We start from the raw sequence: 24,692 nt of genomic DNA, 5'->3' as shown, positions 1-24,692 counted from the left end.
ATGGAATTTATTAGTCTAGTTGGTGGTAGTTTTGCGATGCTGCTGGACCCTCTTATTCTGGTGTATGTCGTTGCAGGCTTTTTGATAGGAACTATTTTTGCCTCAATTCCCGGTCTGACGGCAACCTTGGCGTTAGCCTTGCTCCTTCCGTTAACTTATAGCCTAGATGTCACAACCGCGTTAATGGCGTGTGCCAGTATTTATATGGCCGGCATGACCGGCGGTAGTATTACGGCGACAACGATTAATATACCCGGTGCGCCCTCTTCTATGATGACGGCTTTAGATGGCTATCCGATGCAACTTCAAGGTAAGGGTGCGCTGGCTTTAGGCCATGCGGCTTTAGGGTCGATGGTCGGTGGAGCACTGGGTGCCATATTGTTAATTGCAATCGCGCCTTTTGTGGCAGAGGCTTCTTTATTGGTTAAGACAACCGGTAAGTTCTCTTTGCTAGCGTTTGCTATTGTTGTCATTGTTATTGCGCAGCGCGGCAACATGGTTAAAGCAGGGATGGCCGCCTGTATTGGTTTGATGTTATCTACTATTGGTTTAGATGCCATGGAACCTATTACTCGTTTCACGTTTGGCATGGCAGACCTAACAGCTGGCATCGATTTAATGCCGGTCATTATCGGTACGTTTGCGATCAGCGAAATATTGATGCAAGCCAGTCTAGCTGTTGATTCCAATAAGACGGCGGAAGCCTTGAGTAAGGTCAAAATTAGGCGCCGAGACTTTATCCCACCTCTTTCTGCTATTCGTGAAATTGGTGTGGTGTGCTACGTCAAATCCAGCTTGATTGGTTACTTTGTGGGCACGCTCCCTGGTGCTGGCGGCTCTATGGGTAGCTTTTTAGCGTACGCTGAAACGGTACGTACCTCATCTAATCCGGAAAGCTTTGGTAAGGGTAACCCTAAAGGTATTGCTGCTTCTGAGAGCGCAAACAACGCGGTTTGTGGTGGTGCTCTTGTGCCTATGCTGACTTTCGGTATACCGGGTGATCCTATCACCGCTATCATGTTGGGTGTTTTAGTGATTAATGGCATTCAGCCAGGACCGCAGTTGATGTCTGGCCAGGCTGACCTTATCGCGCCAATGCTGGCATCTTTAGTATTCAGTGCTTTGGTGCTTATACCACTAACACTATTCTTGTTGGGGCCTTACTTCATTAAGATTGTTTCCATCCGTAAAGATGTGCTTTATGGCGTAATCGCGCTCTTAGCCGTTGTGGGTAGCTACGTTGCTACTTATTCAACCTTCCAAATGATAATGGCGCTGGTAATGGGCGTGTTAGCTTACTATCTGCGTAAGGATGGTTTCCCGGTTATTACTTTGTTGCTGGGCTTTATTTTGGGGCCTAACTTGGAAGAGTTCTTGCGCCGCTCTTTAGCTTTATCCAATGGTAACCCGCTTACCTTCTTCACTAATTTGGATAGCCTTTTCTTCATCATTCTCACGCTTATTTTTGTGTATTTCTTAGCCATTAAGAAGCCGCTTAAAAGCCCTGTGTCTGATGGTTGAGTCAAAAACTTGCCCACGCTAAAGCCCTGTTTGAGGGTTTTGGGTGGGCTATTCAGCATGGTTAGATCAATTACAGTTATTTAGTCACATTCACTAATTTTGCTAGGAGTATGAAATGGAAATTACAGGTCGTTCACTGATTGGCCAAAGTGACATTCAACTAGACGGCAAGCCTGTCTACGCCGTTAACCCAGCCACGGGTGAAACGCTCGAGCCTGCTTACCATTGTGGTGGTATTGATGAGGTTAATCGGGCATGTGATCTAGCGGATAAAGCGAAGCAGGTATTTAGGGTCACATCATTAGAAGAACGCGCTGTATTTTTAGAAACTATTGCATCCGAGATAGAAGCGCTTGGTGATGTTTTAGTGCAGCGCTGTATGCAAGAAACGGGCTTGCCGCAAGCGCGTATCGAAGGTGAACGCGGACGTACCTGTGGTCAGTTGCGCTTGTTCGCTTCGGTTGTTCGTGCTGGCGAATGGTTAGATGCCAGAGTTGAGACCGCTATGCCTGATCGCTCTCCTCTTCCTCGTGCAGATTTGCGCCAGCAAAGTATTGCTCTTGGGCCGGTAGCTGTATTTGGTGCTAGTAATTTCCCGCTTGCTTTTAGTGTGGCAGGTGGTGATACGGCCTCTGCTCTGGCGGCTGGTTGCCCTGTAGTAGTTAAAGCTCATTCTGCGCATCCGGGAACCTCTGAGCTAGTCGGCCGTGCCGTGCAGTCTGCTGTGGCTAAATGTAACTTGCCGGAAGGTGTTTTCTCTTTGCTGTACGGCTCAGGAAGCGAGTTAGGGCAAGCCTTGGTTATGGATCACCGGATTAAGGCTGTTGGCTTTACCGGCTCCCGCAGTGGCGGTATCGCGTTAACTGTGGCGGCTCAGTCTCGCCCAGAGCCTATCCCTGTTTATGCAGAGATGAGCAGCATTAACCCTGTTTTCTTGCTTCCTAATGCACTTGAAACAAAAGCTCAAGAATTAGCAACCGGGTTTGTTGGGTCTTTAGCGATGGGAGCTGGTCAATTTTGTACTAACCCAGGATTAATTATAGCCCTTCGCGGAGAGGCTTTAGATCGCTTCTTATCGACAGTTGTAAGCACCATATCAGAGGTTGCTGCGCAAACAATGCTGACTCCAGGTATCCATCGTGCGTATGTTAACGGTGTTGATGCCCTATCTTCTAACGAGAATGTACGCTTGTTAGGGTGTGGCAAAGATGGCGAGCAGCCTAATTTGTGTCAGGCGGCTGTATTTGTTGCGTCGGCTTCCGACTTCCTTGTTGATGAGCGATTGCAGGATGAAGTCTTCGGGTCGTGTTCTTTAGTGGTCGAGTGTGAAGATATGGCGCAAGTGTTAAGTGTCGCTTTAAAACTCGAAGGCCAGCTAACGGCAACGCTACAGATGAATGATGATGATCTGGCGCATGCACAATTCCTATTGCCAACGCTTGAAGAAAAAGCGGGACGTGTCATGGTTAACGGTTGGCCAACGGGTGTAGAAGTGTGTCACTCGATGGTCCATGGTGGCCCCTTCCCTGCAACTTCCGATTCGCGTTCAACTTCTGTAGGTAGCTCTGCTATTTTCCGATTCTTGCGACCGGTGTGTTACCAGAATCTGCCGCAGGCGCTTTTGCCTAAGAATCTACGTGATGATGAGTTGTCCAAAGTCTCTCACCTTTGGGATGGGAAGCGCGTCTAGCCAGTTGTTCTAAAGTGGGTGCTTTCCCTATGCATCTGCTTTAGCTTTTTGTCGAGTGGTCTAAGAAGGTTCCAATGGAAAGGGTTTTCATTGGGCTTCTGTCTTTATGCCTGTGTTAAGCAGGCTTTTTTTTGTCTGCTAGTTCTCGTTTCTCAGTAAGCAGCAGAGTCGCTTGTCATGTTGTAAGCCATCAACCTTTGGGTTTGTTACTTGTTACCTTGCGATTATGCATTACCTGTAAAATCTTCTTCTAGATGTTAATAAACGAGCAGTCGCTCAGGAGTGGTTATATGCATATTGCCATACTTACATTTGATGGATTTAATGAACTCGACTCCTTTATCGCATCGGGCATTCTCAATCGTGTTAAATCGCCTGATTGGAAAGTCTCGATTGCTTGCCCTACTGAATCTGTTACATCGATGAATGGTGTGGAGATTAAACGGCAAGTCTCATTGGATCAGGTTGCTACAGCAGATGTTGTATTGGTAGGCAGTGGCCTGCAAACACGAGATGTTGTTAAAGATGCTGAGATCATGAAACAACTGTCCCTTGATCCTGCTAGGCAGCTGATCGGTGCTCAATGTTCGGGCGCGCTTGTATTAGGGAAGCTCGGGTTGCTTGATGGAGTCCCTGCATGTACCGACTTAACAACTAAGCCTTGGGTGCAAGATGCAGGCTTTGATGTGCTTGATCAAGCTTTTTACGCCAACAATAACATAGCGACTGCCGGCGGTTGTTTGGCCTCTCAATATTTAGCGGCGTGGGTGTTGGCAAAAACACATAATTTACAGACGGCTATTGATGCTATTTATTATATCGCTCCTGTTGGAGAGAAAGACGTATATGTCGACCGAGTGGTATCAAATATTGAGCCTTATTTATAAGCTATGAGTTAAGTGCGCCACGAGTTCCTAATGTGTTTGATTGGGGTGTTCCACGTGGAACATCTTATTTTATCGCTAACGTTCAGCTAGATGTCATCTTATTAATCTACGATACTGATAACCGTATTAATAAAATGAGATTGCTTAGATGAAAGATTCGGTCGCACTGGTTATGGCTGCAGGTCAAAGTCGCCGGTTTGGCTCCGATAAACGTAAAGCGGTTGTCGGTGATGGGAAGTCGTTATTAGCTTCTACCATTCAATCTATTCCTAATACGTATCGTCGTGTATTTGTGGCAGTCAGGCCAGATGATAATACGTTCTCTCTTAATCTCCCTGATCATGTATATGTTATTCGTTGTTTGCATGCATTAGAGGGCCTTAGTTCTAGTATGGCTGAGGCATTCGCTGCCATAGAGGATTACTGTATAACCTGTTATGAGAGTGATGTGGAATCCGCTAGTACAAACGTAGAATCAATAGCCGTTATATTGGGTGACATGCCCTTTATTGATGAAAGCACGCATACCTTGCTTCACCGAAGCTCAGGCGCACAGGTCATTGTGCGCCCTATTTATAATGGTCAGCCGGGCCATCCAGTCATTGTTGGTCGAGAGTACTGGGAAAAGGTAAAAGAGTTACGTGGTGATGATGGAGCTAAAGCGGTATTGGCTGATGCTAATGTGATGCAGATATCCGTTGATGATCCAGGTGTTATTAGTGATATCGATCGGCAAAAAGATATCCCTTCAGCATAGGACAAACAAACGTAGAAATGATTGAAGGCGTTAATCCTCAATGTAAATTGTTACATCATCCTCTGGATTATCCGGTGTGAGTTGGCTGTTAGTGTTATGGACTCCTGTGACATATGTAGCCTTGGGATCACGAACGCCTGTTCTGGCCATGCACTCGACGAGTTGAGCGCAGATCGACACTGCAATGGATTCAGGTGTATTAGCACCGATGTTTAACCCCACCGGGTAATGAAGTTTGTCTCTGTTATTTTCGATCTGATGTACGTCGGCCATACCTTCTTTAATTTCGGCCAGTAGTTTTTCTGTGCGGTATCTTGGTCCTAGCTGACCAATATAGGCAGGTGAGGAACTAAGCGACAGACTAAGCCAATACTTATCTTGAGTAATGCTATGAGTCATTACCACTATGTGTGCGTTATCCAATAATTTTGCTGAGTCAAACGGTGCATCGAGAGCAATGTTAAGTACCTCATCTGCTTCATTGAACCGTTGTTTGGTTGCAAACTGTGGGCGGCTGTCTATCACTGTGACGTGCATGTTCATTAGTGCAGCCATGTTAGCCAGAGGCAGTGCATCGTCCCCTGCGCCAAAAATAACCAGCCTTTGTTGTGGGGCTATATAGTCAAAGAAAACATCGACTATGGCCGTTTTACCATTTTCTAAATCAATTTCAAATGTGTAATGGGTCGAGCGCTGAGCATCTAAGCTAGATTGCAATTGCTGGCTTACGTAATGAGCTAATTGCGGGTTTGCTATGCCGTTGTCGATTGCCCCGCTGGGGCTGAGTGTAGCTCGGTCCCCTATTTGTATATGGGCTTTTGCCGGATCCGTGTTGTGAGCAATGATAGTGGCCGACACCCCGCCTTGCCCAGTTTGGTTGACGGTCTCGAACAGCGTCATTAAAGGATTGTCGTAATGGTGGGCAAGCCTTTCTAATAAAATATAAACCTTACCATTACACCCTAAACCGAACTCTAGAGATGTTTCGTTTTGCTTTGGGTACATGGCTGATGAGTTGTTATTAGCGGGTTCGAAGAATTCATTTTGATCGTCATCAAGCGCCGTGTTGTAGCATAAGACGGTAGGTGCTGATTGGGTGTGCCACCAGGCTTTTTTTGCAACATGTGACTCAAGACAGCCACCGCTGATGGTTCCTTGTGTGCCATTGTACTGAGAGATAAGCATGCGTGCGCCTGGGCGGCGATAGGCCGAGCCCTCAACTTTAACGACCGTGGCTAATACGGATTCGTTACTGTTTTCTCTTGCACGGTTAATGGCATCAATAAGTCGGTTTATGTCTGACATGGAAAGGTGTGTCTACAGGTATCGTTAGTTTGGGCTAATGCGGGTTTAGTGGTGCATCGACAAAGGGGAGCGCCCTTCTTTGCCGATGCTGTTCGCATTAGATTTCAGTTAATGCGCTTTTGATTGTGCTTCTTTAGCGGCTTTGATTTGCTGTTGGTTGATACTCGCATTCGTGGTGCCAAAATGCTTCAGCACAAACGAACTAACGGCTGCTAACTCTTCATCACTATACCCTTCTTTAAAGCTTGGCATCCGATGATCTACACTTAAATGGATAGGCGAATTACCGGTCAAAAGGATATTAATAAGATTAGTACCTTCAGGGTCATTAACTGTTTTGAGTCCACTTAATGTTGTCACTGGGGTTTGCCTCCCCTGGCCTGTCCACAAGTGACAACTTGAGCATGCATCAGCAAACACCTTTTTGCCTAATGAATCGCTGGATTCAGCTGCCTTAGCGATAAAGATAGGCGGTTTGCTGACACCTTCTGTTTGAGGTTGCGTATCCTTTAAGTAAACCGCAATAGCGTTGAGGTCTTCTTGAGTCATTTGGCTTAAGCTGTGCTCTACGACGTCGGCCATAGGGCCGCTTGCTACACCGTAACCCGGAGCTGCGCCTTGCGAGAAATAGTTAACAAGATCGTCTTCGGACCAAGCGCCAATACCTTGTTCAGGGTCGGAGCTGATGTTGTACGCTTTCCATCCTTGTATGTTTGTACCTGCAAGTGCCTTACTGTCCTTAGTCGCTTGGAACAAGTTGCGAGGTGTGTGACACTCGCCGCAATGCCCTGGGCCTTCAACCAAGTAAGCGCCGCGGTTCCATGTGTCGCTTTTGTCTGGATTGTGTGTGTAGCGCTCTTCATCTAAGAAGACGAAGTTCCAAAACATCATGCCCCAGCGTTGGTTGAACGGAAAGCTGATGTCATTTTCTGGCGGGCGTTGTGATACCGGTTCTAAGCTAAATAAATACGCTTTTATAGCTAATATCTGATCGCGCGACATCTTGGTGTAGGATGTATACGGGAAGGCTGGGTAGTAATGTTTTCCGTCCTTGCCTACCCCTTCTTGTAGTGCGCTAACAAACTCCTCGTCAGTCCAGGTGCCAATGCCGGTTTCTTTATCCGGTGTAATATTGGGCGAATACAATGACCCAAAGGGTAGTTTAAACTCCAGCCCGCCAGCATATGGCTTACCGCCGGGTGTTATGTGGCAAGCCACACAGTCGGCGGCAGCGGTAAGGTACTTGCCTTTATCAATCATTTCTTGGCTTGTTGCCGCATGTGTTACGTTGGCAACTGCACAGGTTAGGCTAGCTCCAATGAGGAGCTTTTTGATGATAGTCATACTGTTCTCCTCAAACGGTAAAGTAGCCGTGACGGTTAAGTGGAATACGACGAATACGTTTGCCAGAAGCTGCATAGAGGGCGTTAACTAAAGCCGGAGCTGCTAGTGATGTGCCTGCTTCACCTACGCCGCCGGGTTGCTCAGCGCTTTTGGTTATGTGTACTTCTACGGATGGCGCATCTGTTATTCGCAACTGTCTGTATGTGTCGTAGTTCTTTTGTTGTACCGCGCCATTCTCTATATGGATTTCATTAAAGAATGCGGCCGAAATTCCGAATAACGTTCCCCCTTCAATTTGAGCTGACACTGATGTTGGGTTAGTGACAATACCGCAATCAACGGCGCTGATAACACGTTTGATCTTAACGCCTAATTCCCCTTGCATCGCTAGCTCTATGACGGTTGCCACATAGCCGCCAAATACATGGCTGATAGCAACTCCTCGGCCATACCCTTCGGGTAAGGCTGAATGCCAATCACTGGCCTTTTCTAGCACTTTTAGAAGTGCTTGAGCACGAGGGTGTTCTTTAAGTCGATCATATCGGAAGGTAAGTGGATCCACATTGGCATGATGAGCCAGTTCGTCAATAAAGGATTCTTGAACGAAGGTGCTCCGCAAAGGGCCAACGCCCCGCCACCAAGAAATATTCACAGACTTAGCGTCTTGTCGGTTGTACTGAACTTCTAGATCACTTAAAGCATAAATAGGGTCAATCGCGACTTCGACTGCGTCTCCATCAACTCCGCTTTCTGGCAGGCTGCCTACGTAGCTAGCAAGTACAGAAGCTCCGGCTATGTGTTGACGCCAACCTGTTGGCTCTAAATTATCGTCGAGTGCCGCTTGGATATGATCCACATAATGGGGGCGGTAGAGGTCATGGGTCATGTCCTCTTCTCGACTCCAGGTTAACTTAATTGGGTAGTTCACGTGCTGAGCAATTTGGACGGCTTGAATAATAAAATCATATTCCAGTCGTCTTCCAAAAGCGCCACCGATTAGTTGGTTATGTACTGCGATATTTTCAGGAGCCAGCCCTGTTAGTTTAGCGGCGGCTTTTTGAGCGAAGTCTGGTACTTGTGTGCCTACCCATAAATCACAACTGTCTTGTCTTACATGGGCGACGCAGGTCATAGGTTCTAACGGCGAGTGTGATAGGAAAGGCTGTTCGTAAGATGCTTCAAATGTATGCGGTGCTTCTTTTAACGCCGTGTCTATATCGCCAACTGTCTTTGCTACGGCTCCTTGCTGCCGGCTGGCTTCTCGTACAGCGTTTGCTTCTTCCTCTGAGTTGACGCTGGCGTTATCTCCAAGATCCCATTCTATATCCAATGCTTTAATGGCTTTGAAGCAGGTCCATGTGTTGGTTGCTGTTACGGCAACGGCATTAGGGAGTGTGATGATATCTTTGACACCCTTGATTGCCCTAGCTTTGCTGGCATCTACCTGCTTTACCTTACCACCAAGCACAGGACACGTGATCGTCGAAGCAATTAGCATGTTAGGCACGGATAAATCGATAGTGAACTTAGCGCTACCATTGACCTTGGCTGGTGTGTCGAGTCGTTGGGCTGGAGTACCAATTAATGTAAAAGACTCTGGGGATTTTAGCGTTACCTCAGTCGGTATTGGGAGCTCAATAGCGTCTTCTACCACCTCTGCGTAGTTTACGGTCTGCCCTTCTGGGCCGCTGATAGTCCCCGCTTTTGCCGTACATAATGTGGCGTCGACATTCCATCGGTTAGCGGCCGCTTGTATAAGCAGCATACGTGCAGTGGCGCCTGCTTTTCTCAAAGGCTCCCACGTTGCTCGTGTGGATGTAGAGCCGCCGGTTGCTTGAAATTGAAGTAAAGGATCTGTGTATAGAGCCGCATTGGCTGGCGCTTCTACCACGCTTACATCTTTTAGCGGGACTTCTAATTCTTCAGCGACCATCATGGCCATGCCCGTTTGTACGCCCTGACCCATCTCTATCTTTGATGATATGAGGGTGACCTTGCCATCTGTGCCTACGCGAACGAACGCTCCGTATCCTCCCTTTTGCGCTGAATTGTCACCAAGCTGCGCTCCTGATATAGCCTCAGATGCAAAGCTGTTACGAGTCATAGGCGGTAGCCAGGTGCTGATAGCTAACCCGCCTAGTAATAGGCTGCTTCTCTTTAGAAAGCGGCGTCGCTCCGTACTTAAGCCATTATCTGCATCAGGTGTTGAGTTAGACATACTGGAAGTTTTCATGATGAAGCTCCTTCCATCGCATCAACGAACTGCACATCTTTAATAGCGGAGCGGATACGAGTGTAAGTTGCACACCGGCAAATGTTTCCCGACATAGCCATGTCTATGTCTGAATCTGAAGGAGTGCTATTGTTTGCTAATAGAGCCGTTGCAGACATTATCTGGCCAGATTGGCAATAACCGCATTGAACAACTTCGTGTTCTAGCCATGCTTTTTGCACGGCTTGTCCTACCGGTGTTTCGCCAATGGCTTCGATGGTAGTAATTTTTTGGCCGGTTAGCGCGCCTATTGGTAATGAGCATGAGCGTACAGGTGCGCCGTCCATGTGGACTGTACATGCACCGCATTGTGCTATGCCGCAACCGTATTTAGTGCCTGTTAGACCTAGCTCATCGCGCAACACCCATAGTAAAGGCGTGTCATCGGCGACATCGGCTTGAACGATATTTCCGTTTATATTGAGAGTTTTCATGTGTCCCCCGAGCCGTATGTGTTCATACTATCGGCTGCGTTATTATGTGCTCGACGTGTTAATTGTCTTGGTTCTTGAGCTTATTCAAATAGCTGTTAATGCTAACGAACGTCGGTTTAAATACATGTTACCAAGGATGTATGCTTTACGTGTGATGGTGCAGGGTTATTATTAATGCTGACTTGGAACGATCTGTTCCTGTGCTTAAAGCTCTTTAATATGTGCCTATTTCTCTTTCTTGATGATGTATGTTTCACGTGAAACATGAAACATGGATCATTGTTAACGCATACATGTATGTGGTTAGGCTTGAGGAAATAAAAAAGCCGACATAGAAGCCGGCTTTTGAAAAGATGCAGTGATTAATCTATCACTAAAACGTTCTTCCTATCCGTTTAGTAACGAGATATCAGCGGTCTGCAAAAACAAAGAGCGTAGCTGGCTAAGTAAAGCAATACGATTAGCTTTAACAGCTTCGTCATCGGTCATGACCATTACGCTATCGAAAAAGCTATCTACATCTGTTTGTAAACTAGCGAGCTTCTCAAGCGCATCCTGATAGTTCCCTTCGGCAAATAACGGTGTTACTTGCTCGCTCAACTGAGCAACAGATTGGGCCAGCTTTTGCTCGGCAGGTTCAGATAACAGAGCCGTATTAAGCGCTGTTGCTTCACCCTCTTGTTTAGCGATGATATTGGAAACACGCTTGTTAGCAGCCGCTAATGACGCTGCTTGAGGCAACGATCTAAAGGCGTTAACAGCGCTAACGCGCTTATCAAAGTCTAAAGGCTTTGTTGGCTTAACGGCATGAACGGCTAGGTAGCTGTCTATAGCTACGCCTTTATCTTCATACCAGGCTCGTAAGCGTTCCAGCATAAAGTCAGTGACTTGTTCTGTTACGGTTTCAGCCGCTGGTAGGCTTTTGTGTAATGAAGCCGCCTTAGTAATTAAGTCTTTAAGGTCTAAATCTAGGTTACGCTCAATAAGGATGCGAAGCACACCTAGGGAAGCACGGCGTAATGCAAACGGGTCTTTAGAGCCTGTCGGTGGCTGCTTGATACCGAAAAGACCTGTTAAGGTATCAAGACGGTCTGCAATTGCTACCGCGATACCGGCCTCTGTTTCGGGTAACTCATCACCAGCAAACTTTGGAAGGTATTGTTCATTAATGGCTTTAGCTACGGCCTCGCCTTCACCATCATGCAATGCATAGTGATAACCCATGAGCCCTTGAAGGTCGGTAAATTCATAGACCATGTCGCTTAGTAAGTCGCCTTTAGCAAGGTAACCCGCACGTTCAGCTGTCTGTTGATCATTGCCTAGCTGCCCTGCGATATAAGCGGCTAGTGCAGAGATGCGGGTCGCTTTATCGTAGACCGTTCCAAGCTGGTTTTGAAAGACAACTGTATTCAAGCGCTCTGTACGTGACGCCAGCGTCTCTTTTTTATCTGTTTCAAAAAAGAAAGCCGCGTCCGCAAGACGAGGGCGAATCACTTTCTCGTTACCCTCAATCACTTGTTGTGGATCGGTAGATTCGATATTAGCCACTGTGATGAAGTAAGGCATTAAGTTGCCTTTTGCATCTACTGCATGAAAGTACTTTTGGTTCTCTTTCATTGACAGGATAAGTGCTTCTGGCGGTACATCTAAAAAGCGTTCTTCAAAGCGCCCTGTTAACGCAACAGGCCATTCATTAAGTGCGGTGACTTCATCCAGCAAGTCTTCATCAATTTCTGTAGTCCCGCCTAGAGCAATACCCGCCGCAATAATTTGTTCACGAATCTTTTCACGTCGCGCTGCAAAATCTGCAATAACATAGCCAGGAGACAATAGCTTCTGGTCATATTCATCCGCTGCCATGATCTCAATGGGTTGGTTGTAATGGAAACGGTGGCCCATAGTATGGCGGCCCGATTCAAGACCAAGGATGCTAGCGGGTACAACCTGGTCACCAAACAACATAACTAACCATTTGGCAGGGCGAACAAATTCAACGCGGCTGGAACCCCAACGCATGCGTTTCGGTATAGGTAAGTTGTTTAGCGATTGCTCAACGATACCTTCTAATAATGAGCTAGTCTCGGTGCCCTTCTCTACGGTTTTGTAGATGAAGTAATCACCTTTATCTGTATTCAATACTTGCAGTTGATCAGCAGTTACGCCGCACGAGCGAGCAAAACCTTCTACGGCTTTCTCTGGTGCTTTACAGCTAGGGCCGCGTTTCTCAATCTCTGCATCGGGCTGTTGTTCTGACAGCTGACTTATCTTTACAGCTAGACGACGTGGCGCAGCGTAGCTAGTAACTTCGCCAAAGCTAATGTTCGCTTTTTTCAGGCCTTCAGTGATGCCCTGAGTGAATGCATTAGACAGCGACAGCAATGCTTTGGGTGGCAGTTCTTCAGTACCCAGTTCTACTAAAAAATCGCGTGTAGACATTACTTCTCCTCCTGCGCAGCGGTAGCGGCCAAAACTTCATTGCGGATGTCTTCGGATGCCATCGGGAAGCCAAGTTCGCGGCGCGTATTAAAATAACCTTGAGCAACTTCACGGGCCAATGTACGAACGCGCAAGATGTAGCGTTGGCGCTCTGTTACCGAAATCGCATGGCGAGCATCGAGCAAATTAAATGTGTGAGAAGCTTTTAGCACCATCTCGTAGGCAGGTAGCGGGAGTTTAGCAGCTAGCAACTTGTTACACTCGACTTCGTAGTGATCAAAGTTTTCAAATAGCTTAGGCACATCGGCATGTTCGAAGTTATAAGTCGACATTTCAACTTCGTTTTGGTGGAAAACATCACCGTAAGTTACAACGCTGCCATCGGGGTTCTTTGTCCAGATTAAGTCGTATACGCTGTCTACGTTTTGCAAATACATCGCAATACGTTCTAAGCCGTATGTGATTTCGCCAGTAACGGGATAACACTCAAGACCGCCAGCTTGTTGGAAGTAGGTAAATTGGGTGACTTCCATGCCGTTTAACCAGACTTCCCAGCCAAGCCCCCACGCGCCCAGTGTTGGTGATTCCCAGTTATCTTCAACGAAGCGAACATCGTGGATATTGAGGTCTACACCTAGGCGTTTTAAAGACTCAAGATAGAGTTCTTGAAAATTGTCGGGAGACGGTTTGATGACTACTTGAAACTGATAGTAATGTTGCAAGCGGTTTGGGTTTTCGCCATAGCGACCGTCAGTTGGACGGCGGCTAGGTTGGACATAAGCAGAGCGCCAGTTTTCAGGCCCTATTGCGCGTAAGAAAGTCGCTGGATGGAACGTCCCCGCGCCTACTTCCATGTCGAGAGGTTGAACAAGTACACAGCCTTGCTCGGCCCAGAATGTTTGCAGAGCCAAAATTAGCCCCTGAAACGTGCTTGCGTCCGGAGTCGTTTGATCAGTCACGGAAACCACCATTGCTGAATTCTGAAGAAAAAAAGTTTAAAAATTAGCGCCAAATTATACACGATTGATCGCTTTTTGCGTTCTTAGTGCGAGGCTAGAGCAGACTAATTCGCTATAATTAGCGCATTATCTTGTTATCATCGCGCTTTTGGCTGGTTTATTCATGCAGTTATTAAAATCATTGTTCGCTGTGGGTGCGCTTGGCATCTTTGCTTTGTTGCCCTTATCACTCGCTCAAAGGCTAGGCCGCATGATAGGCCGGCGTTTTATTGCCAATTCACAAAGTGATATGCAGCGAATCACACGTCAAAATATCTCCTTATGTTATCCACAACTTTCCGATGCACAACAAGAAGCCTTGATCAACGAAAGTCTGCTGCATACGGGTATGTCAATTACTGAAGCGGGCATGTCGTGGCTGTGGAAGCCTGAGCGCACGCTTAAAAAAGTTCGTAATGTACATGGCGAGTCTATTCTGACTGAAGCTATAGCTCATGGGAAAGGCGTTATTATCTTGGCACCGCACTTAGGGAACTGGGAAGTGCTCAATCTTTACGTATCGAATAAGTGCCCTGTCACCGTGATGTATCGACCGCCCAAATTGAAAATGATGGATGATCTAATCAAAAAAATGCGCGCACGTTTGGGTACAAACCTAGCCCCCGCGGATTTAAGCGGTGTGCGTAAAGTGATTAAAGCATTAAAAAAGAAAGAAGCCGTAGGAATACTTCCGGATCAGGAGCCGGCTAAAGGCAGTGGAGAGTTTGCCCCTTTCTTTGGTGTTCAGGCTTACACAATGAAACTGTTCACCCAGCTGGTCAAGCAGACTAAGACAACCGTTGTTTGCGGCTACGCATTAAGGTTAGAGGGTACCGATCAGTTTGATATTTATTTCAAAGCCGTGCATCCAGATATCTACAGCGATGAGCCATTAACGGCTTTATCAGGATTGAATGCTTCGGTAGAACAGTGCGTGGCTCATGCCCCTGCTCAATACCAGTGGGAATATAAGCGCTTTAATACCCGACCCGCGGGTGAATCAAAGATATATGCAAAGCAAGATTAGTCGCTGCACTAATCTTGCTGTAATCGTATGAGGGTTTAAGCGTTAACGTCGCCAAAACGCTGGCGTAAACAACACGAGCAATGTAAATACCTCTAAACGCCCCATCAGCATTGCCAAGCATAAAATCCATTTTGCCGTGTCATTCAATTCGCCGTAATGGGTGGACACTTCCCCTAACCCTGGGCCTAAGTTATTGAGTGTTGCGCCAACAGCAGACCATGCTGTGATTTGATCTAAGCCTGTGCCCAGTAACGCAATCAGCATAACAACAAAGACAAGTAGGTAGACCGAGAAGAAGCCCCACACCGCTTCGAGTACCTTGTCCGAAATTGGCTTGTTCCCTACTTTGACCGGTATCACGGCATTGGGGTGAACTAAACGTAAAATCTCACGATAGCCCTGCTTCAAGATCAGTAAGATTCGGATCACCTTCATACCGCCGCCCGTTGAAGCGGCACACCCGCCAGCAAAGGCCGCAATAAACAGCATGAAAGGCAGCATAGCAGGCCAGTGCGCGAAGTCGGCAGTCGCGAAGCCGGTTGTGGTAGCGACAGATACCACCATGAATACCGACTTGCGGAATGACTCTACTGGGCCATACGTTGATGTCGCTATCAAAGAGAATAATGTGACTAAGATAATGGTGCTTAAAATGCCCAAATAAAACTTAAATTCAGGGTCTTCAAAATAGTGAAGTAAAGAACGTTGGCGCCAGGCAAAGAAATGCAAACCAAAGTTAACTGAAGAGACGACCATGAAAAATACACAAATCGCTTCTATAACCGCACTATCAAAGTAACCAATACTAGCGTCATGGGTTGAGAAACCACCAATTGCTACAGTTGAGAAGCTATGGCAAATCGCATCAAAGGGTGTCATCCCTGCCAGCCAAAAACCTAAACCACACACGATAGTGAGTGAAAGGTAAATGTACCAAAGCGCCTTCGCTGTTTCGGTAATGCGTGGGGTCAGTTTGCTGTCTTTAACGGGCCCAGGTGTCTCAGCACGATACAGCTGCATCCCCCCGATACCTAGCATAGGGAGAATAGCTACTGCTAATACAATGATACCCATGCCACCCAGCCATTGAAGCTGTTGGCGGTAAAAGAGGATAGACTTGGGCAGTGAATCAATTCCCGTTATAACGGTTGCCCCCGTCGTTGTTAAGCCTGATAATGATTCAAAAACAGCATCTACTACGGTGAGGTGTGGGCTTTCAGAAATCATCAACGGAATGGAACCGAATAGCCCGAGAACCACCCAGAAAAGCACGGTTACTAAGAACCCATCACGTGTGCGTAAGTCTTCCCTAACCCGGTAAACGGGTAACCAAATCACAAAACCCGTTGCGAGGGTAATGGCAAACGCACCAATGAACGCGAAGTCATGGCCATCATCGTAGAGAAAAGACACGACGACAGGCGGCAGCATTGTGATGCTGAAAACCATGAGTAATATGCCAAGTATTCGTAAAATGACGCGATAGCGCATAGTGATCCCCGCTGATCAGAAAAAGGCTAGGCCAACTTGGAATAATCGCTCGACCTCGCCTATTCGGCGTTTGTCGACTAAAAAGAGAATCACATGATCACCGTTTTCAACAATGACATCATCGTGAGCAATGAGTACTTCATCGTTTCGTACAATGGCACCAATGGTGGTGCCGGGTGGAAGGTTAATATCTTCAAGTGCCCTTCCGACAACTTTTGAGCTGCGTTTGTCGCCATGCGCAACGGCTTCTAACGCTTCTGCTGCTCCGCGTCGTAATGAATGGACGGCTACTACATCGCCCCGCCTTACGTGTGTTAGCAAAGCGCCTATCGTAGTTTGTTGTGGAGAAATCGCGATATCAATCACACCGCCCTGCACTAAATCTACATAGGCTGGGTTGTTAATTAATGTCATGACGGAGCGCGCGCCTAGTCGCTTGGCGAGCATGGAAGCCATGATGTTGGCTTCGTCGTCGTTTGTCAGGGCACAAAAAACATCGGTGTCTTCTATGTTCTCTTCGAGTAGTAAATCTCGATCTGACGCACTGCCATGTAAAACGATGGTGTTGCTCAGCGTTCGAGCTAGGTCGTTACAGCGATTAATATTGCGCTCAATGATTTTTACTTGGTATTTCTTCTCTAGGTTTTCAGCCAAACGTGCACCAATGTTACCGCCACCGGCAATGATGATGCGCTTATAAGGGTTGTCGAGACGGCGTAGCTCGCTCATTACACTGCGAATATCTTTTCGCGCCGCGATAAAGAAGACCTCATCATCTGCTTCGATTACCGTATTGCCCTGCGGTATGATCGCTTTGCCTTGTCGGAATATTGCAGCAACACGAGTATCGGTATTCGGCATATGGGTGCGTAAATAAGAAATCTCACGCCCTACCAAAGGCCCACCGTAATAGGCTTTAACGGCAACAAGCTGTGCTTTCCCATCTGCAAAATCGAGAACTTGGAGCGCACCGGGATATTGGATCATCCGTTTTATATGCTCAGTTACTAGCTTCTCAGGGCTGATCAGTACATCGATTGGTAGGTTTTCTCGATTAAAGAGGTTTTCTTGTTGAAGGTAATCATGCTCACGGACCCGAGCGATTTTGGTCGGAATATTGTACAGCGTCTGACCTATCTGGCAGGCGATCATGTTGACCTCGTCACTGTTAGTAACGGCAATCAGCATGTCGGCGTCTTGAGCCCCTGCTTGATTCAGTAGGCTTGGATGTGACGCTTTACCGTTAACCGTGCGTATATCTAAACGGTCCTGTAGCTCGCGTAAGCGTCCAATGTCGGTATCGATTATGGTGATGTCATTGGCTTCATTGGCCAAGTTTTCCGCAAGGGATGCACCAACTTGACCAGCTCCTAAGATGATTATCTTCATGCGTTTTGGTTTCTCAGCCTATTTTTTTAATGACGGCATAATAAAAGCCATCATGCCCATTGCGTTGCGGGAAGAGTTGGCGGCCATAAGGTCGCTCAATTCCCCACTCGGCCGAGATGGGTTGGTGCTCTGCATCTTCGGTCTCTGCAATAAAGCGCTTAATCAGTTTGTCGTTTTCTTGCGAAAAAATGGAGCAAGTTGCATACACCAATGTGCCGCCTTTTTTGAGCATTGGCCACAGATTTTTGAGAATAGCCATTTGGATAGCTGATAATTGATGTATCGCTTCGCCGGTACGTAAAATTTTAATGTCTGGGTTACGTCGTATTACACCTGTAGCGCTGCATGGAGCATCGACTAGCATTTTGTCGTAGGGGTCTTGATTCCACCAATCTGTCTCAGAAGCATCGCCCACCATAAGGTTACAGGTCTGACTGAGGCGATCTAAATTTTCTGTGATGCGTTTAGCTCGGCGTCGATCTATCTCTAACGCATCAATGGTGATGTCGTTGCTCTCGTAAACACTGGCCTGTTCCAACAAATGGCACAATTTCCCACCCGGTGCTGCACATGCATCTAAGATTCTTTCGCCAGGACTTGGGTTGACGAGTTGTGCGGCGATCTGTGCGGCTTCGTCTTGTACGCTGACCCAGCCATCTGAAAAATGAGGCAGTACATGGACATCGCATGGCTCGTCTAAAACGATCCCGTCTTCACTCCAACGTGTCAATTCTGAGCCGTGCCCTGCTTCTTGCAGCATGTGGTGATAGGTTTCACGTGAAACATGTTGGCGATTGATGCGGAGGGTTAAAGGGGCTTGATGGTTGTTTTCTTCAAGGATCGTTTGCCAAAACTCGGGCCAATTGGCTTTGAGCTTTTGAATAAACCACTCAGGATGATTGTAATGATAGGTAATGTCATCATAGAGCGCGTCTAAAATATCTTCTTTTTCGCGATCAAAACGGCGAAGCACTGCATTGACTAAACCGGAAAGGCTACCTCGATCGAGCTGGTGAACCGCGTCGACTGTTTCGCTAATGGCTGCATGTACGGGTATGCGCATGTCCATAAGCTGGTATAAGCCAACTAGCAGTACAGCAAGTACATCATTATCACGCTCGCGTAGAGGGCGATCCATCAGCGAATCAGCAATACAAAGCAGTCGAGGAAAATTTCGCGCTGTGCCGTAACACAGTTGCTGAAGCAACGGTCTGTCTTTTTCTGGACATGAGTCCAGTGCATTCACCAGTGATTGATTGAGCGAACCTGTATGCATCAATAACGGATAGATTGCGTTGGCGGCAAGCGCTCTTATATTTCTCATTGGCCTAATATAGTCCCATCTGCAAACAACGAACGACGTGAGTTGAGCACATCTTTAGAAGACAAAGCCTTACCGCCGGGTATCTGTAGGCGAGTGATTGCGATAGCCGTTCCTGCACCACAAGCGACTAAAATAACGCCGTTGTCTGTGTTAACTATGGTTCCTGGTGGAAGCTGAGGATCAATAGTTTGCTCTGAAGGTGTGGTTGCATGAATACGAAGGTTATCACCGTTGAGCGTCGTAAAGCAGCCTGGCCATGGGAATAAGCCGCGCACCTGTCGGTCAACGTGTTGCGCGGTTTGGCTCCAATCAATTAAGCCTTCTTGCTTTTCGAGTTTATGTGCATAGCAGGCTTGACTGTCATCTTGAGGCTGCGGGGTTATAGCGCCCTGCTCTAACAAGGTTAGTGTGTCGGTTAAAGCGCCTGCACCAAGTTTGGCTAAACGGTCGTGTAAATCGCCAGAGGTATCGGTCTCGTTAATGGGGCAGCTTACTTCATACAGCATATCACCTGTGTCGAGCCCGACATCCATTTGCATGATGGTTATGCCCGTTTCGGTATCGCCTGCTAATACGGCGCGATGTATAGGTGCCGCGCCGCGCCAACGAGGTAATAAAGAGCCATGGACATTAATGCAGCCGCGTTTGGGTGTGTCTAATACCGCTTTGGGGAGCAATAAACCGTAAGCGACAACGACCATTAAATCGGCGTTTAAATCTGCCAGTATTTGTTGTTCGGCGGGGTCTTTAAGAGAAGCGGGCTGGTAAACAGGGATGTTGTTGTCGAGGGCGAGTTGCTTTACCGGGCTGGCAGTGAGTTTTCGGCCACGCCCTGCCGGTCGGTCAGGCTGGGTGTAGACTGCAATAATTTCATGATCTGTATCCAAAAGTGCCGACAGGCTGCTGGCCGCAAAATCCGGTGTTCCGGCAAAAATAATTCTCACATTAACCTCGCTGCTAAGCGTATCCGTTGTGTCCACATAGAAAAACAGGTTTGCAAATGCAAACCTGTTAGTAACGCTTTGTCGTGTTAGCCTGCGCGTTCAAGCTTATGTTTTTTCTCAAGCTTTCCGCGGATCCGAGTACGCTTGGTGTTGGAAAGATAATCCACAAACAGTTTGCCGTTTAGGTGATCGATCTCGTGCTGTATGCAAACGGCAAGTAAATCTTCGGCTTCAAACTCAATCTGTTCGCCTTTTTCATTCAGCGAGGTTACTCTGATTTTGTTCGGACGTTCTACTTCTTCGTAAAACCCAGGAACTGACAAACATCCTTCTTGCATCTGTTCTAGCTCCTCGTTAATAACTTCGAAGCTGGGGTTGATTAAGACTAAAGGATCGTCATTATCTTCCGAAATATCAATCGTAATGATTTGTTTGTGAATGTTAACCTGTGTCGCCGCAAGCCCTATACCGGGTGCGTCGTACATGGTTTCGAACATATCCTTAATGATTGTAAGGATATTGTCGTCTACCTGATCAACCGGCTCTGCTATCGTACGCAAGCGAGGGTCAGGGAATTCTAAAATAGGTAACAGGGCCATAATTCAACTAATGCTTTGTTAATATTGAGTTTGCCACACTGTCAAAAAGATGAATTGATGGGCAAACAGAGTAACTTATCTATTATACTGATCTGGCGTGACGATGCATTTGTCGTTTACCATTGATGATCATAAATTATACGCGCTCTTCATTGTATCGGGTCAAGAATAATCCGTTTTAATGAGTGCAGGACTTAACATGTAATCTGGATCTTTCGCTTTTGCTCAAAATTATGGGTTTGAGCATGAGTGTCCGACATGAGTAGCAAGGAAACTGTAGATGAAAAAACTGGCAGGTTTGTGTTTGGCATCATGGTTAGCTATTACTACGCCCAACCAGGCACACGCCAGAGCGGATGTTCTCGCTCTGCAGGAAGGCTACCCGCAAGAATATGTTGTGGTGAAAGGCGATACCTTATGGGATATATCAGGGCGCTTTTTGACCCAACCTTGGCGATGGCCTGAAATTTGGGGTGTTAATCCACAGATTGATGACCCTCATTGGATCTATCCTGGTGATGTTATTTACATGACATGGGTAGATGGAAAGCCGCGCTTACGCATTAAAGGCGATAACAAGCTGGTGCCTCGGGCTCGTGCGACACCGTTAGAGAATCCTATTCCAGCTATACCGCTGAAAGACATGGATGCGTTTATGCAGGAGAACGTCGTGTTAGACGATGAGCTACTGGCAGAAACCCCTTATGTCTTAGGCGGCCGCAATAAGCGCATCATTGCCGGTGCTGGGGACCGCATCTATGCGCGTGGCGAAATGGAATCTGATCATAAGTATCAGAATATCTATCGTCCATTGCAGGCGTTCCATGACCCGATAACAGATGAGTTGCTGGGCTATGAGCTGTCTAAAATAGCAGAGGCTTATGTCGTCTCGACCAATGATGAAGATATCACCACCCTAGAGCTGGCTAAATCGCAACAAGAAGTGCGTGTTATGGACCGAGTATTACCGGCCCCTGAAACGCGTATCCAGTCTATGTTTTATCCGGCCCCAGCGCCTGAAGAAACAGAAGGTTATATCTTGTCGGTCGATGGCGGTGTTCAGAAGATCGGACGCTTTGATGCTGTGGCGATTAACAAAGGCCGCCGAGAGGGTGTGAAGCCCGGACATGTCTTTATTGTATATGCCGCTGGTGAAGAGATGGACGATCCTGTGACAGGTGAACGTGTCAAATTGCCTGATGAAGAAGCAGGCACCTTAATGGTCTATAAGGTGTACGATAAAGTCAGTTATGCACTGGTCATGACAGCACTAAACGTGCTTTCTGTAGGTGATAATTTTAAATCACCGGACTTGTAAGCTTGTAAGCAAGACGCCTTGCGACCTACAGCACAGGTTGCAAGGCTATTCAGCCGGCGCTTTTAGCTAACGTTAAGCAAAGCGCCATTGATTAAGGATAATGCATGTGGCTGATCCAAAGGATTGGATAGGGCTCAGTTTGCTGTCGGGTATTGGTCCGGCAAAGCTCTCGCGGCTGTTTTATAACGATTGGACGCCGCAACGATTACTGGCGCAAACGGACCACTCTCCTTTTGCTATTTCTAGTGAAAACCGTACGCAACTCATAGATTTTGTTGATCAACGCGGCACGTTATGGGAGCAGTGTTGCGAGGTGGAAGCCTCGTTAACCTCGCTTAACGCAAGGCTGCTCATGCCGGATAGCGATGATTACCCACCATTACTGCGAGCCGCACCTGACCACCCTATTCTGTTATTTGTTAAAGGCAATGTTGAGGCCTTGCATCTACCCATGATTGCATTGGTTGGGAGTCGCCATGCCAGCGCTGGCGGGTTGCGCCATGCTTACCAGTTTTCTAAAGCGCTAACAGAGGCAGGCTTTGTCGTTAGTAGTGGTTTAGCGCTAGGCATTGATGGCGAGGCTCATAAAGCCGCGGTTGAGCTACAAAAGCCAACTATCGCGGTTATGGGGACAGGTATCGATAAAGTTTACCCAGCTCGACATAAAGGCTTGGCCGAGGCTATTTTGGCATCAGGTGGTGCGCTTGTGTCCGAGTTGTTACCCGGTGCGCCTCCGCTTGCTCCTCACTTTCCTCGCCGTAATCGTATTATCAGTGGGTTGTCGACGGGCGTTTTGGTGGTCGAGGCGGCGGTAAAAAGCGGCTCTCTCATTACGGCTCGTCAAGCTTTGCAGCAAGGGCGCGAGGTTTTTGCGCTGCCGGGCTCTATTGATCATCCTGGAAGCCGAGGGTGTCATGCTTTAATCCGCCAAGGAGCCACGCTCGTGGAATCTATGGATCACATGGTGGACGAGCTACGCGGCTTTTTAGGTGGATACCGTGCGTTTGTCGATACTGCTCAGCAAAAAACAACACAAAAAAGGGTTTCGGCTATCCCTACGATGGAACAGGCTCCTTTGTTAGAGGCTGATTTATCGGAACTCGACGCTAGCCAGCAAAGAGTGCTTCAAGGTATCGACTACTCCCACACGTTTGTTGAAGATATATGCCTTAATCTAAGCCTTGCGCATGACCAATTGAGTACAGTACTTGTCGAGCTAGAGCTCTTTGGGTGGATTGAATCTGTAGCGGGAGGTTATCGGCGTATTCGTTAAATACGCTGTTCAGTCGTTGCTTGTCATCTTTTATAACCTGTTCGTTCTCGGCTAGCTGAGTTGCATCTGCCCCGCTAAAGAGGTAGTTTTCCGCTTCTTTGTTTCTCGTTTTTTCACGTATTTTGTACATCTTGTTGAGAGCTTTTATGTAATGAATACATGGCATATATCTCAGGCAGCGCGTGTTGTCCGCCAAGGAGGCGTCATCGCATACCCGACAGAAGCTGTTTGGGGTTTGGGATGTGATCCCTTTAATGCGTCGGCAGTGGAGCGTCTTTTGTTGCTGAAACGTCGCCCTGTAGAAAAGGGCGTTATCTTGATAGCGGCGTCGCTATCACAGGTAGCGCCTTTGATTGATCCTTTAACAGAGGAAGAAAAAGAGCGTCTCAGTGCAACCTGGCCAGGGCCTTATACCTGGTTGCTGCCGGATCCTCATGAATGGGTACCCAACTGGATAAAAGGCAAGCATTCAGAGGTTGCTGTACGCATTAGTGACCATCCTTTAGTACGTGCGTTGTGTAATGCAGTGGACGGGCCATTGGTATCGACTTCGGCTAACCCCGGAGGGGCTGCGCCTGCTAAAAGTCTATGGGAAGTAAATGCTTACTTCGGCTCTAGGCTAGATTACAAAGTGGATGGAAAGTTAGGTGGCTTGGATAGGCCTACACGTATCCAGTCATTGCAAGGCAGTAAAATCATACGAAATTAATCTCAAAAGGAGCTGGAAGTATGCCTTTCTACTCCATTTGACAGTAGCTGAGAACACTATGTCCGTACCGAACATTGATGCCGTAAAAGCTTATCTTTTAAGCCTTCAAGACTCCATTTGCGATGCGCTTGCCGAAGCCGATGCTAAACAAATGTTTGTCGAAGACGCATGGGAAAGGCCAAGCGGAGGTGGTGGACGAACGCGTGTAATTTCAGAGGGCGGTATCTTTGAGAAAGGCGGTGTAAACTTCTCTCATGTGTTTGGTGAATCTATGCCTGCGTCGGCAACCGCACATCGGCCAGAGCTAGCTGGACGCAGTTTTCAGGCCATGGGCGTGTCATTAGTGATGCATCCATGCAACCCTTACATACCCACCTCGCATGCTAATGTGCGTTTTTTTATTGCTGAAAAAGAAGGTGAAGATCCGGTTTGGTGGTTTGGGGGCGGGTTCGATTTAACCCCTTATTACGGCAATGACGAAGACTGCCGTCATTGGCACCAAACGGCCAAAAATGCGTGCGAGCCATTTGGCGAAGATATTTTCCCGCGCTATAAACAATGGTGTGATGATTATTTTCATATTAAACACCGTGACGAACCGCGAGGCGTTGGCGGCTTGTTTTTTGACGACTTAAATGAGCTAGGCTTTGAGAAAAGCTTTGCGCTTATGCAGTCAATTGGCAACGCCTATTTAGACGCTTACCTGCCCATCGTTGAGCGCCGCAAGGCTGCACCGTTTGGAGAACGGGAGCGAGAGTTTCAGGCGTACCGTCGTGGTCGATACGTGGAGTTCAATTTGGTGTATGACCGCGGCACTTTGTTTGGGCTTCAGTCCGGTGGTCGCACCGAATCTATCCTTATGTCATTACCACCTGACGTGAAGTGGGGATACGATTGGCACCCCGAGCCTGGTACACCAGAAGCTGAACTGTATACGCGTTACTTAACACCACGTAATTGGTTGGAGGTGTAAA

General features: G+C 47.4%; 20 protein-coding genes. 9 read left to right on the top strand and 11 right to left on the bottom strand.

Annotated features, from left to right (window positions below):
* From OW491_RS09735 to OW491_RS09720, 4 genes are all read left to right on the top strand, one after another.
* Entirely contained in the window at window positions 1–1,521 is a 1,521-nt protein-coding gene (locus tag OW491_RS09735; RefSeq protein WP_075179619.1) for a tripartite tricarboxylate transporter permease, read from the top strand.
* Between the two features lie 115 nt (window positions 1,522–1,636).
* Window positions 1,637–3,211, top strand: coding sequence for an aldehyde dehydrogenase (NADP(+)) (locus OW491_RS09730; protein WP_290035797.1), 1,575 nt, complete (start codon window positions 1,637–1,639; stop codon window positions 3,209–3,211).
* Between the two features lie 290 nt (window positions 3,212–3,501).
* Entirely contained in the window at window positions 3,502–4,098 is a 597-nt protein-coding gene (locus OW491_RS09725; protein ID WP_178969684.1) for a DJ-1/PfpI family protein, read from the top strand.
* Between the two features lie 148 nt (window positions 4,099–4,246).
* A complete protein-coding gene (locus OW491_RS09720; protein WP_290035796.1) occupies window positions 4,247–4,855 on the top strand; it encodes a nucleotidyltransferase family protein in 609 nt (202 codons plus the stop codon).
* Between the two features lie 30 nt (window positions 4,856–4,885).
* Here the strand turns inward: OW491_RS09720 and OW491_RS09715 are convergent, their stop codons facing one another.
* The 6 genes from OW491_RS09715 to glyQ all read right to left on the bottom strand — a co-directional run bounded on the left by OW491_RS09715 (window position 4,886) and on the right by glyQ (window position 13,617).
* Window positions 4,886–6,160: an XdhC/CoxI family protein gene (locus OW491_RS09715; protein ID WP_290035795.1), complete on the bottom strand. Its 1,275-nt coding sequence runs from the start codon at window positions 6,158–6,160 to the stop codon at window positions 4,886–4,888.
* 108 nt (window positions 6,161–6,268) lie between these two features.
* On the bottom strand, window positions 6,269–7,504 hold the full coding sequence (locus OW491_RS09710) for a cytochrome c (RefSeq protein WP_290035793.1): 1,236 nt from the start codon (window positions 7,502–7,504) through the stop codon (window positions 6,269–6,271).
* 10 nt (window positions 7,505–7,514) lie between these two features.
* Window positions 7,515–9,737, bottom strand: coding sequence for a molybdopterin cofactor-binding domain-containing protein (locus OW491_RS09705; RefSeq protein WP_290035791.1), 2,223 nt, complete (start codon window positions 9,735–9,737; stop codon window positions 7,515–7,517).
* Complete coding sequence (locus tag OW491_RS09700; protein ID WP_290035790.1) at window positions 9,734–10,210, bottom strand: (2Fe-2S)-binding protein; 477 nt, start codon at window positions 10,208–10,210, stop codon at window positions 9,734–9,736. The genes OW491_RS09705 and OW491_RS09700 overlap by 4 nt, the downstream gene beginning before the upstream one ends.
* Window positions 10,211–10,597: 387 nt before the next feature.
* The gene (glyS, locus tag OW491_RS09695) at window positions 10,598–12,646 is read right to left on the bottom strand and encodes a glycine--tRNA ligase subunit beta (protein ID WP_290035788.1); all 2,049 of its coding nucleotides are present in this window, start codon (window positions 12,644–12,646) and stop codon (window positions 10,598–10,600) included.
* Window positions 12,646–13,617 (bottom strand): glycine--tRNA ligase subunit alpha, encoded by a 972-nt coding sequence (gene glyQ, locus OW491_RS09690; protein WP_075173925.1) that lies wholly within the window; start codon window positions 13,615–13,617, stop codon window positions 12,646–12,648. The genes glyS and glyQ overlap by 1 nt, the downstream gene beginning before the upstream one ends.
* 151 nt (window positions 13,618–13,768) lie before the next feature.
* Here glyQ and OW491_RS09685 point away from each other — a divergent pair, with 151 nt between their 5' ends.
* Complete coding sequence (locus tag OW491_RS09685) at window positions 13,769–14,671, top strand: lysophospholipid acyltransferase family protein (protein WP_290035786.1); 903 nt, start codon at window positions 13,769–13,771, stop codon at window positions 14,669–14,671.
* A 42-nt stretch (window positions 14,672–14,713) separates the two neighbouring features.
* Here OW491_RS09685 and OW491_RS09680 read toward each other — a convergent pair whose 3' ends face one another.
* The 5 genes from OW491_RS09680 to def form a co-directional block, all read right to left on the bottom strand.
* The gene (locus OW491_RS09680; protein ID WP_075173923.1) at window positions 14,714–16,162 is read right to left on the bottom strand and encodes a TrkH family potassium uptake protein; all 1,449 of its coding nucleotides are present in this window, start codon (window positions 16,160–16,162) and stop codon (window positions 14,714–14,716) included.
* A 15-nt stretch (window positions 16,163–16,177) separates the two neighbouring features.
* On the bottom strand, window positions 16,178–17,551 hold the full coding sequence (trkA, locus tag OW491_RS09675; RefSeq protein WP_075173922.1) for a Trk system potassium transporter TrkA: 1,374 nt from the start codon (window positions 17,549–17,551) through the stop codon (window positions 16,178–16,180).
* A 13-nt stretch (window positions 17,552–17,564) separates the two neighbouring features.
* Entirely contained in the window at window positions 17,565–18,875 is a 1,311-nt protein-coding gene (gene rsmB / locus OW491_RS09670; RefSeq protein ID WP_290035782.1) for a 16S rRNA (cytosine(967)-C(5))-methyltransferase RsmB, read from the bottom strand.
* Window positions 18,872–19,819: a methionyl-tRNA formyltransferase gene (gene fmt / locus OW491_RS09665; RefSeq protein WP_290035781.1), complete on the bottom strand. Its 948-nt coding sequence runs from the start codon at window positions 19,817–19,819 to the stop codon at window positions 18,872–18,874. Before fmt ends, rsmB begins: the two co-directional genes overlap by 4 nt.
* 86 nt (window positions 19,820–19,905) lie before the next feature.
* On the bottom strand, window positions 19,906–20,418 hold the full coding sequence (gene def / locus OW491_RS09660) for a peptide deformylase (protein ID WP_075179629.1): 513 nt from the start codon (window positions 20,416–20,418) through the stop codon (window positions 19,906–19,908).
* A 280-nt stretch (window positions 20,419–20,698) separates the two neighbouring features.
* Here def and OW491_RS09655 point away from each other — a divergent pair, with 280 nt between their 5' ends.
* The 4 genes from OW491_RS09655 to hemF all read left to right on the top strand — a co-directional run bounded on the left by OW491_RS09655 (window position 20,699) and on the right by hemF (window position 24,691).
* Entirely contained in the window at window positions 20,699–21,736 is a 1,038-nt protein-coding gene (locus OW491_RS09655; RefSeq protein WP_075173919.1) for a LysM domain-containing protein, read from the top strand.
* Window positions 21,737–21,842: 106 nt separating this feature from the next.
* Window positions 21,843–23,009, top strand: a complete 1,167-nt coding sequence (gene dprA, locus OW491_RS09650; protein ID WP_212667471.1) for a DNA-processing protein DprA — start codon at window positions 21,843–21,845, stop codon at window positions 23,007–23,009.
* Between the two features lie 151 nt (window positions 23,010–23,160).
* Complete coding sequence (locus tag OW491_RS09645) at window positions 23,161–23,718, top strand: Sua5/YciO/YrdC/YwlC family protein (RefSeq protein WP_290035778.1); 558 nt, start codon at window positions 23,161–23,163, stop codon at window positions 23,716–23,718.
* A 58-nt stretch (window positions 23,719–23,776) separates the two neighbouring features.
* A complete protein-coding gene (gene hemF, locus OW491_RS09640; RefSeq protein ID WP_290035777.1) occupies window positions 23,777–24,691 on the top strand; it encodes an oxygen-dependent coproporphyrinogen oxidase in 915 nt (304 codons plus the stop codon).
* Window position 24,692 lies beyond the last annotated feature (1 nt).

The organism is Neptunomonas sp. CHC150 (assembly GCF_030397555.1).
GTDB classification, from domain to species: Bacteria; Pseudomonadota; Gammaproteobacteria; order Pseudomonadales; family Balneatricaceae; genus Neptunomonas; species Neptunomonas phycophila.
Note: the sequence above shows the minus strand (reverse complement) of the source record. Positions and strands in the feature narration are given on the sequence as shown.

Excerpts from the sequence above, each read along its gene's own strand:
- OW491_RS09735 (WP_075179619.1), top strand. The coding sequence starts at position 1 with ATGGAATTTATTAGTCTAGTTGGTGGTAGTTTTGCGATGCTGCTGGAC.
- OW491_RS09730 (WP_290035797.1), top strand. The coding sequence starts at position 1,637 with ATGGAAATTACAGGTCGTTCACTGATTGGCCAAAGTGACATTCAACTA.
- OW491_RS09725 (WP_178969684.1), top strand. The coding sequence starts at position 3,502 with ATGCATATTGCCATACTTACATTTGATGGATTTAATGAACTCGACTCC.
- OW491_RS09720 (WP_290035796.1), top strand. The coding sequence starts at position 4,247 with ATGAAAGATTCGGTCGCACTGGTTATGGCTGCAGGTCAAAGTCGCCGG.
- OW491_RS09715 (WP_290035795.1), bottom strand. The coding sequence starts at position 6,160 with ATGTCAGACATAAACCGACTTATTGATGCCATTAACCGTGCAAGAGAA.
- OW491_RS09710 (WP_290035793.1), bottom strand. The coding sequence starts at position 7,504 with ATGACTATCATCAAAAAGCTCCTCATTGGAGCTAGCCTAACCTGTGCA.
- OW491_RS09705 (WP_290035791.1), bottom strand. The coding sequence starts at position 9,737 with ATGAAAACTTCCAGTATGTCTAACTCAACACCTGATGCAGATAATGGC.
- OW491_RS09700 (WP_290035790.1), bottom strand. The coding sequence starts at position 10,210 with ATGAAAACTCTCAATATAAACGGAAATATCGTTCAAGCCGATGTCGCC.
- glyS (WP_290035788.1), bottom strand. The coding sequence starts at position 12,646 with ATGTCTACACGCGATTTTTTAGTAGAACTGGGTACTGAAGAACTGCCA.
- glyQ (WP_075173925.1), bottom strand. The coding sequence starts at position 13,617 with ATGGTGGTTTCCGTGACTGATCAAACGACTCCGGACGCAAGCACGTTT.
- OW491_RS09685 (WP_290035786.1), top strand. The coding sequence starts at position 13,769 with ATGCAGTTATTAAAATCATTGTTCGCTGTGGGTGCGCTTGGCATCTTT.
- OW491_RS09680 (WP_075173923.1), bottom strand. The coding sequence starts at position 16,162 with ATGCGCTATCGCGTCATTTTACGAATACTTGGCATATTACTCATGGTT.
- trkA (WP_075173922.1), bottom strand. The coding sequence starts at position 17,551 with ATGAAGATAATCATCTTAGGAGCTGGTCAAGTTGGTGCATCCCTTGCG.
- rsmB (WP_290035782.1), bottom strand. The coding sequence starts at position 18,875 with ATGAGAAATATAAGAGCGCTTGCCGCCAACGCAATCTATCCGTTATTG.
- def (WP_075179629.1), bottom strand. The coding sequence starts at position 20,418 with ATGGCCCTGTTACCTATTTTAGAATTCCCTGACCCTCGCTTGCGTACG.
- OW491_RS09655 (WP_075173919.1), top strand. The coding sequence starts at position 20,699 with ATGAAAAAACTGGCAGGTTTGTGTTTGGCATCATGGTTAGCTATTACT.
- OW491_RS09645 (WP_290035778.1), top strand. The coding sequence starts at position 23,161 with ATGAATACATGGCATATATCTCAGGCAGCGCGTGTTGTCCGCCAAGGA.
- hemF (WP_290035777.1), top strand. The coding sequence starts at position 23,777 with ATGTCCGTACCGAACATTGATGCCGTAAAAGCTTATCTTTTAAGCCTT.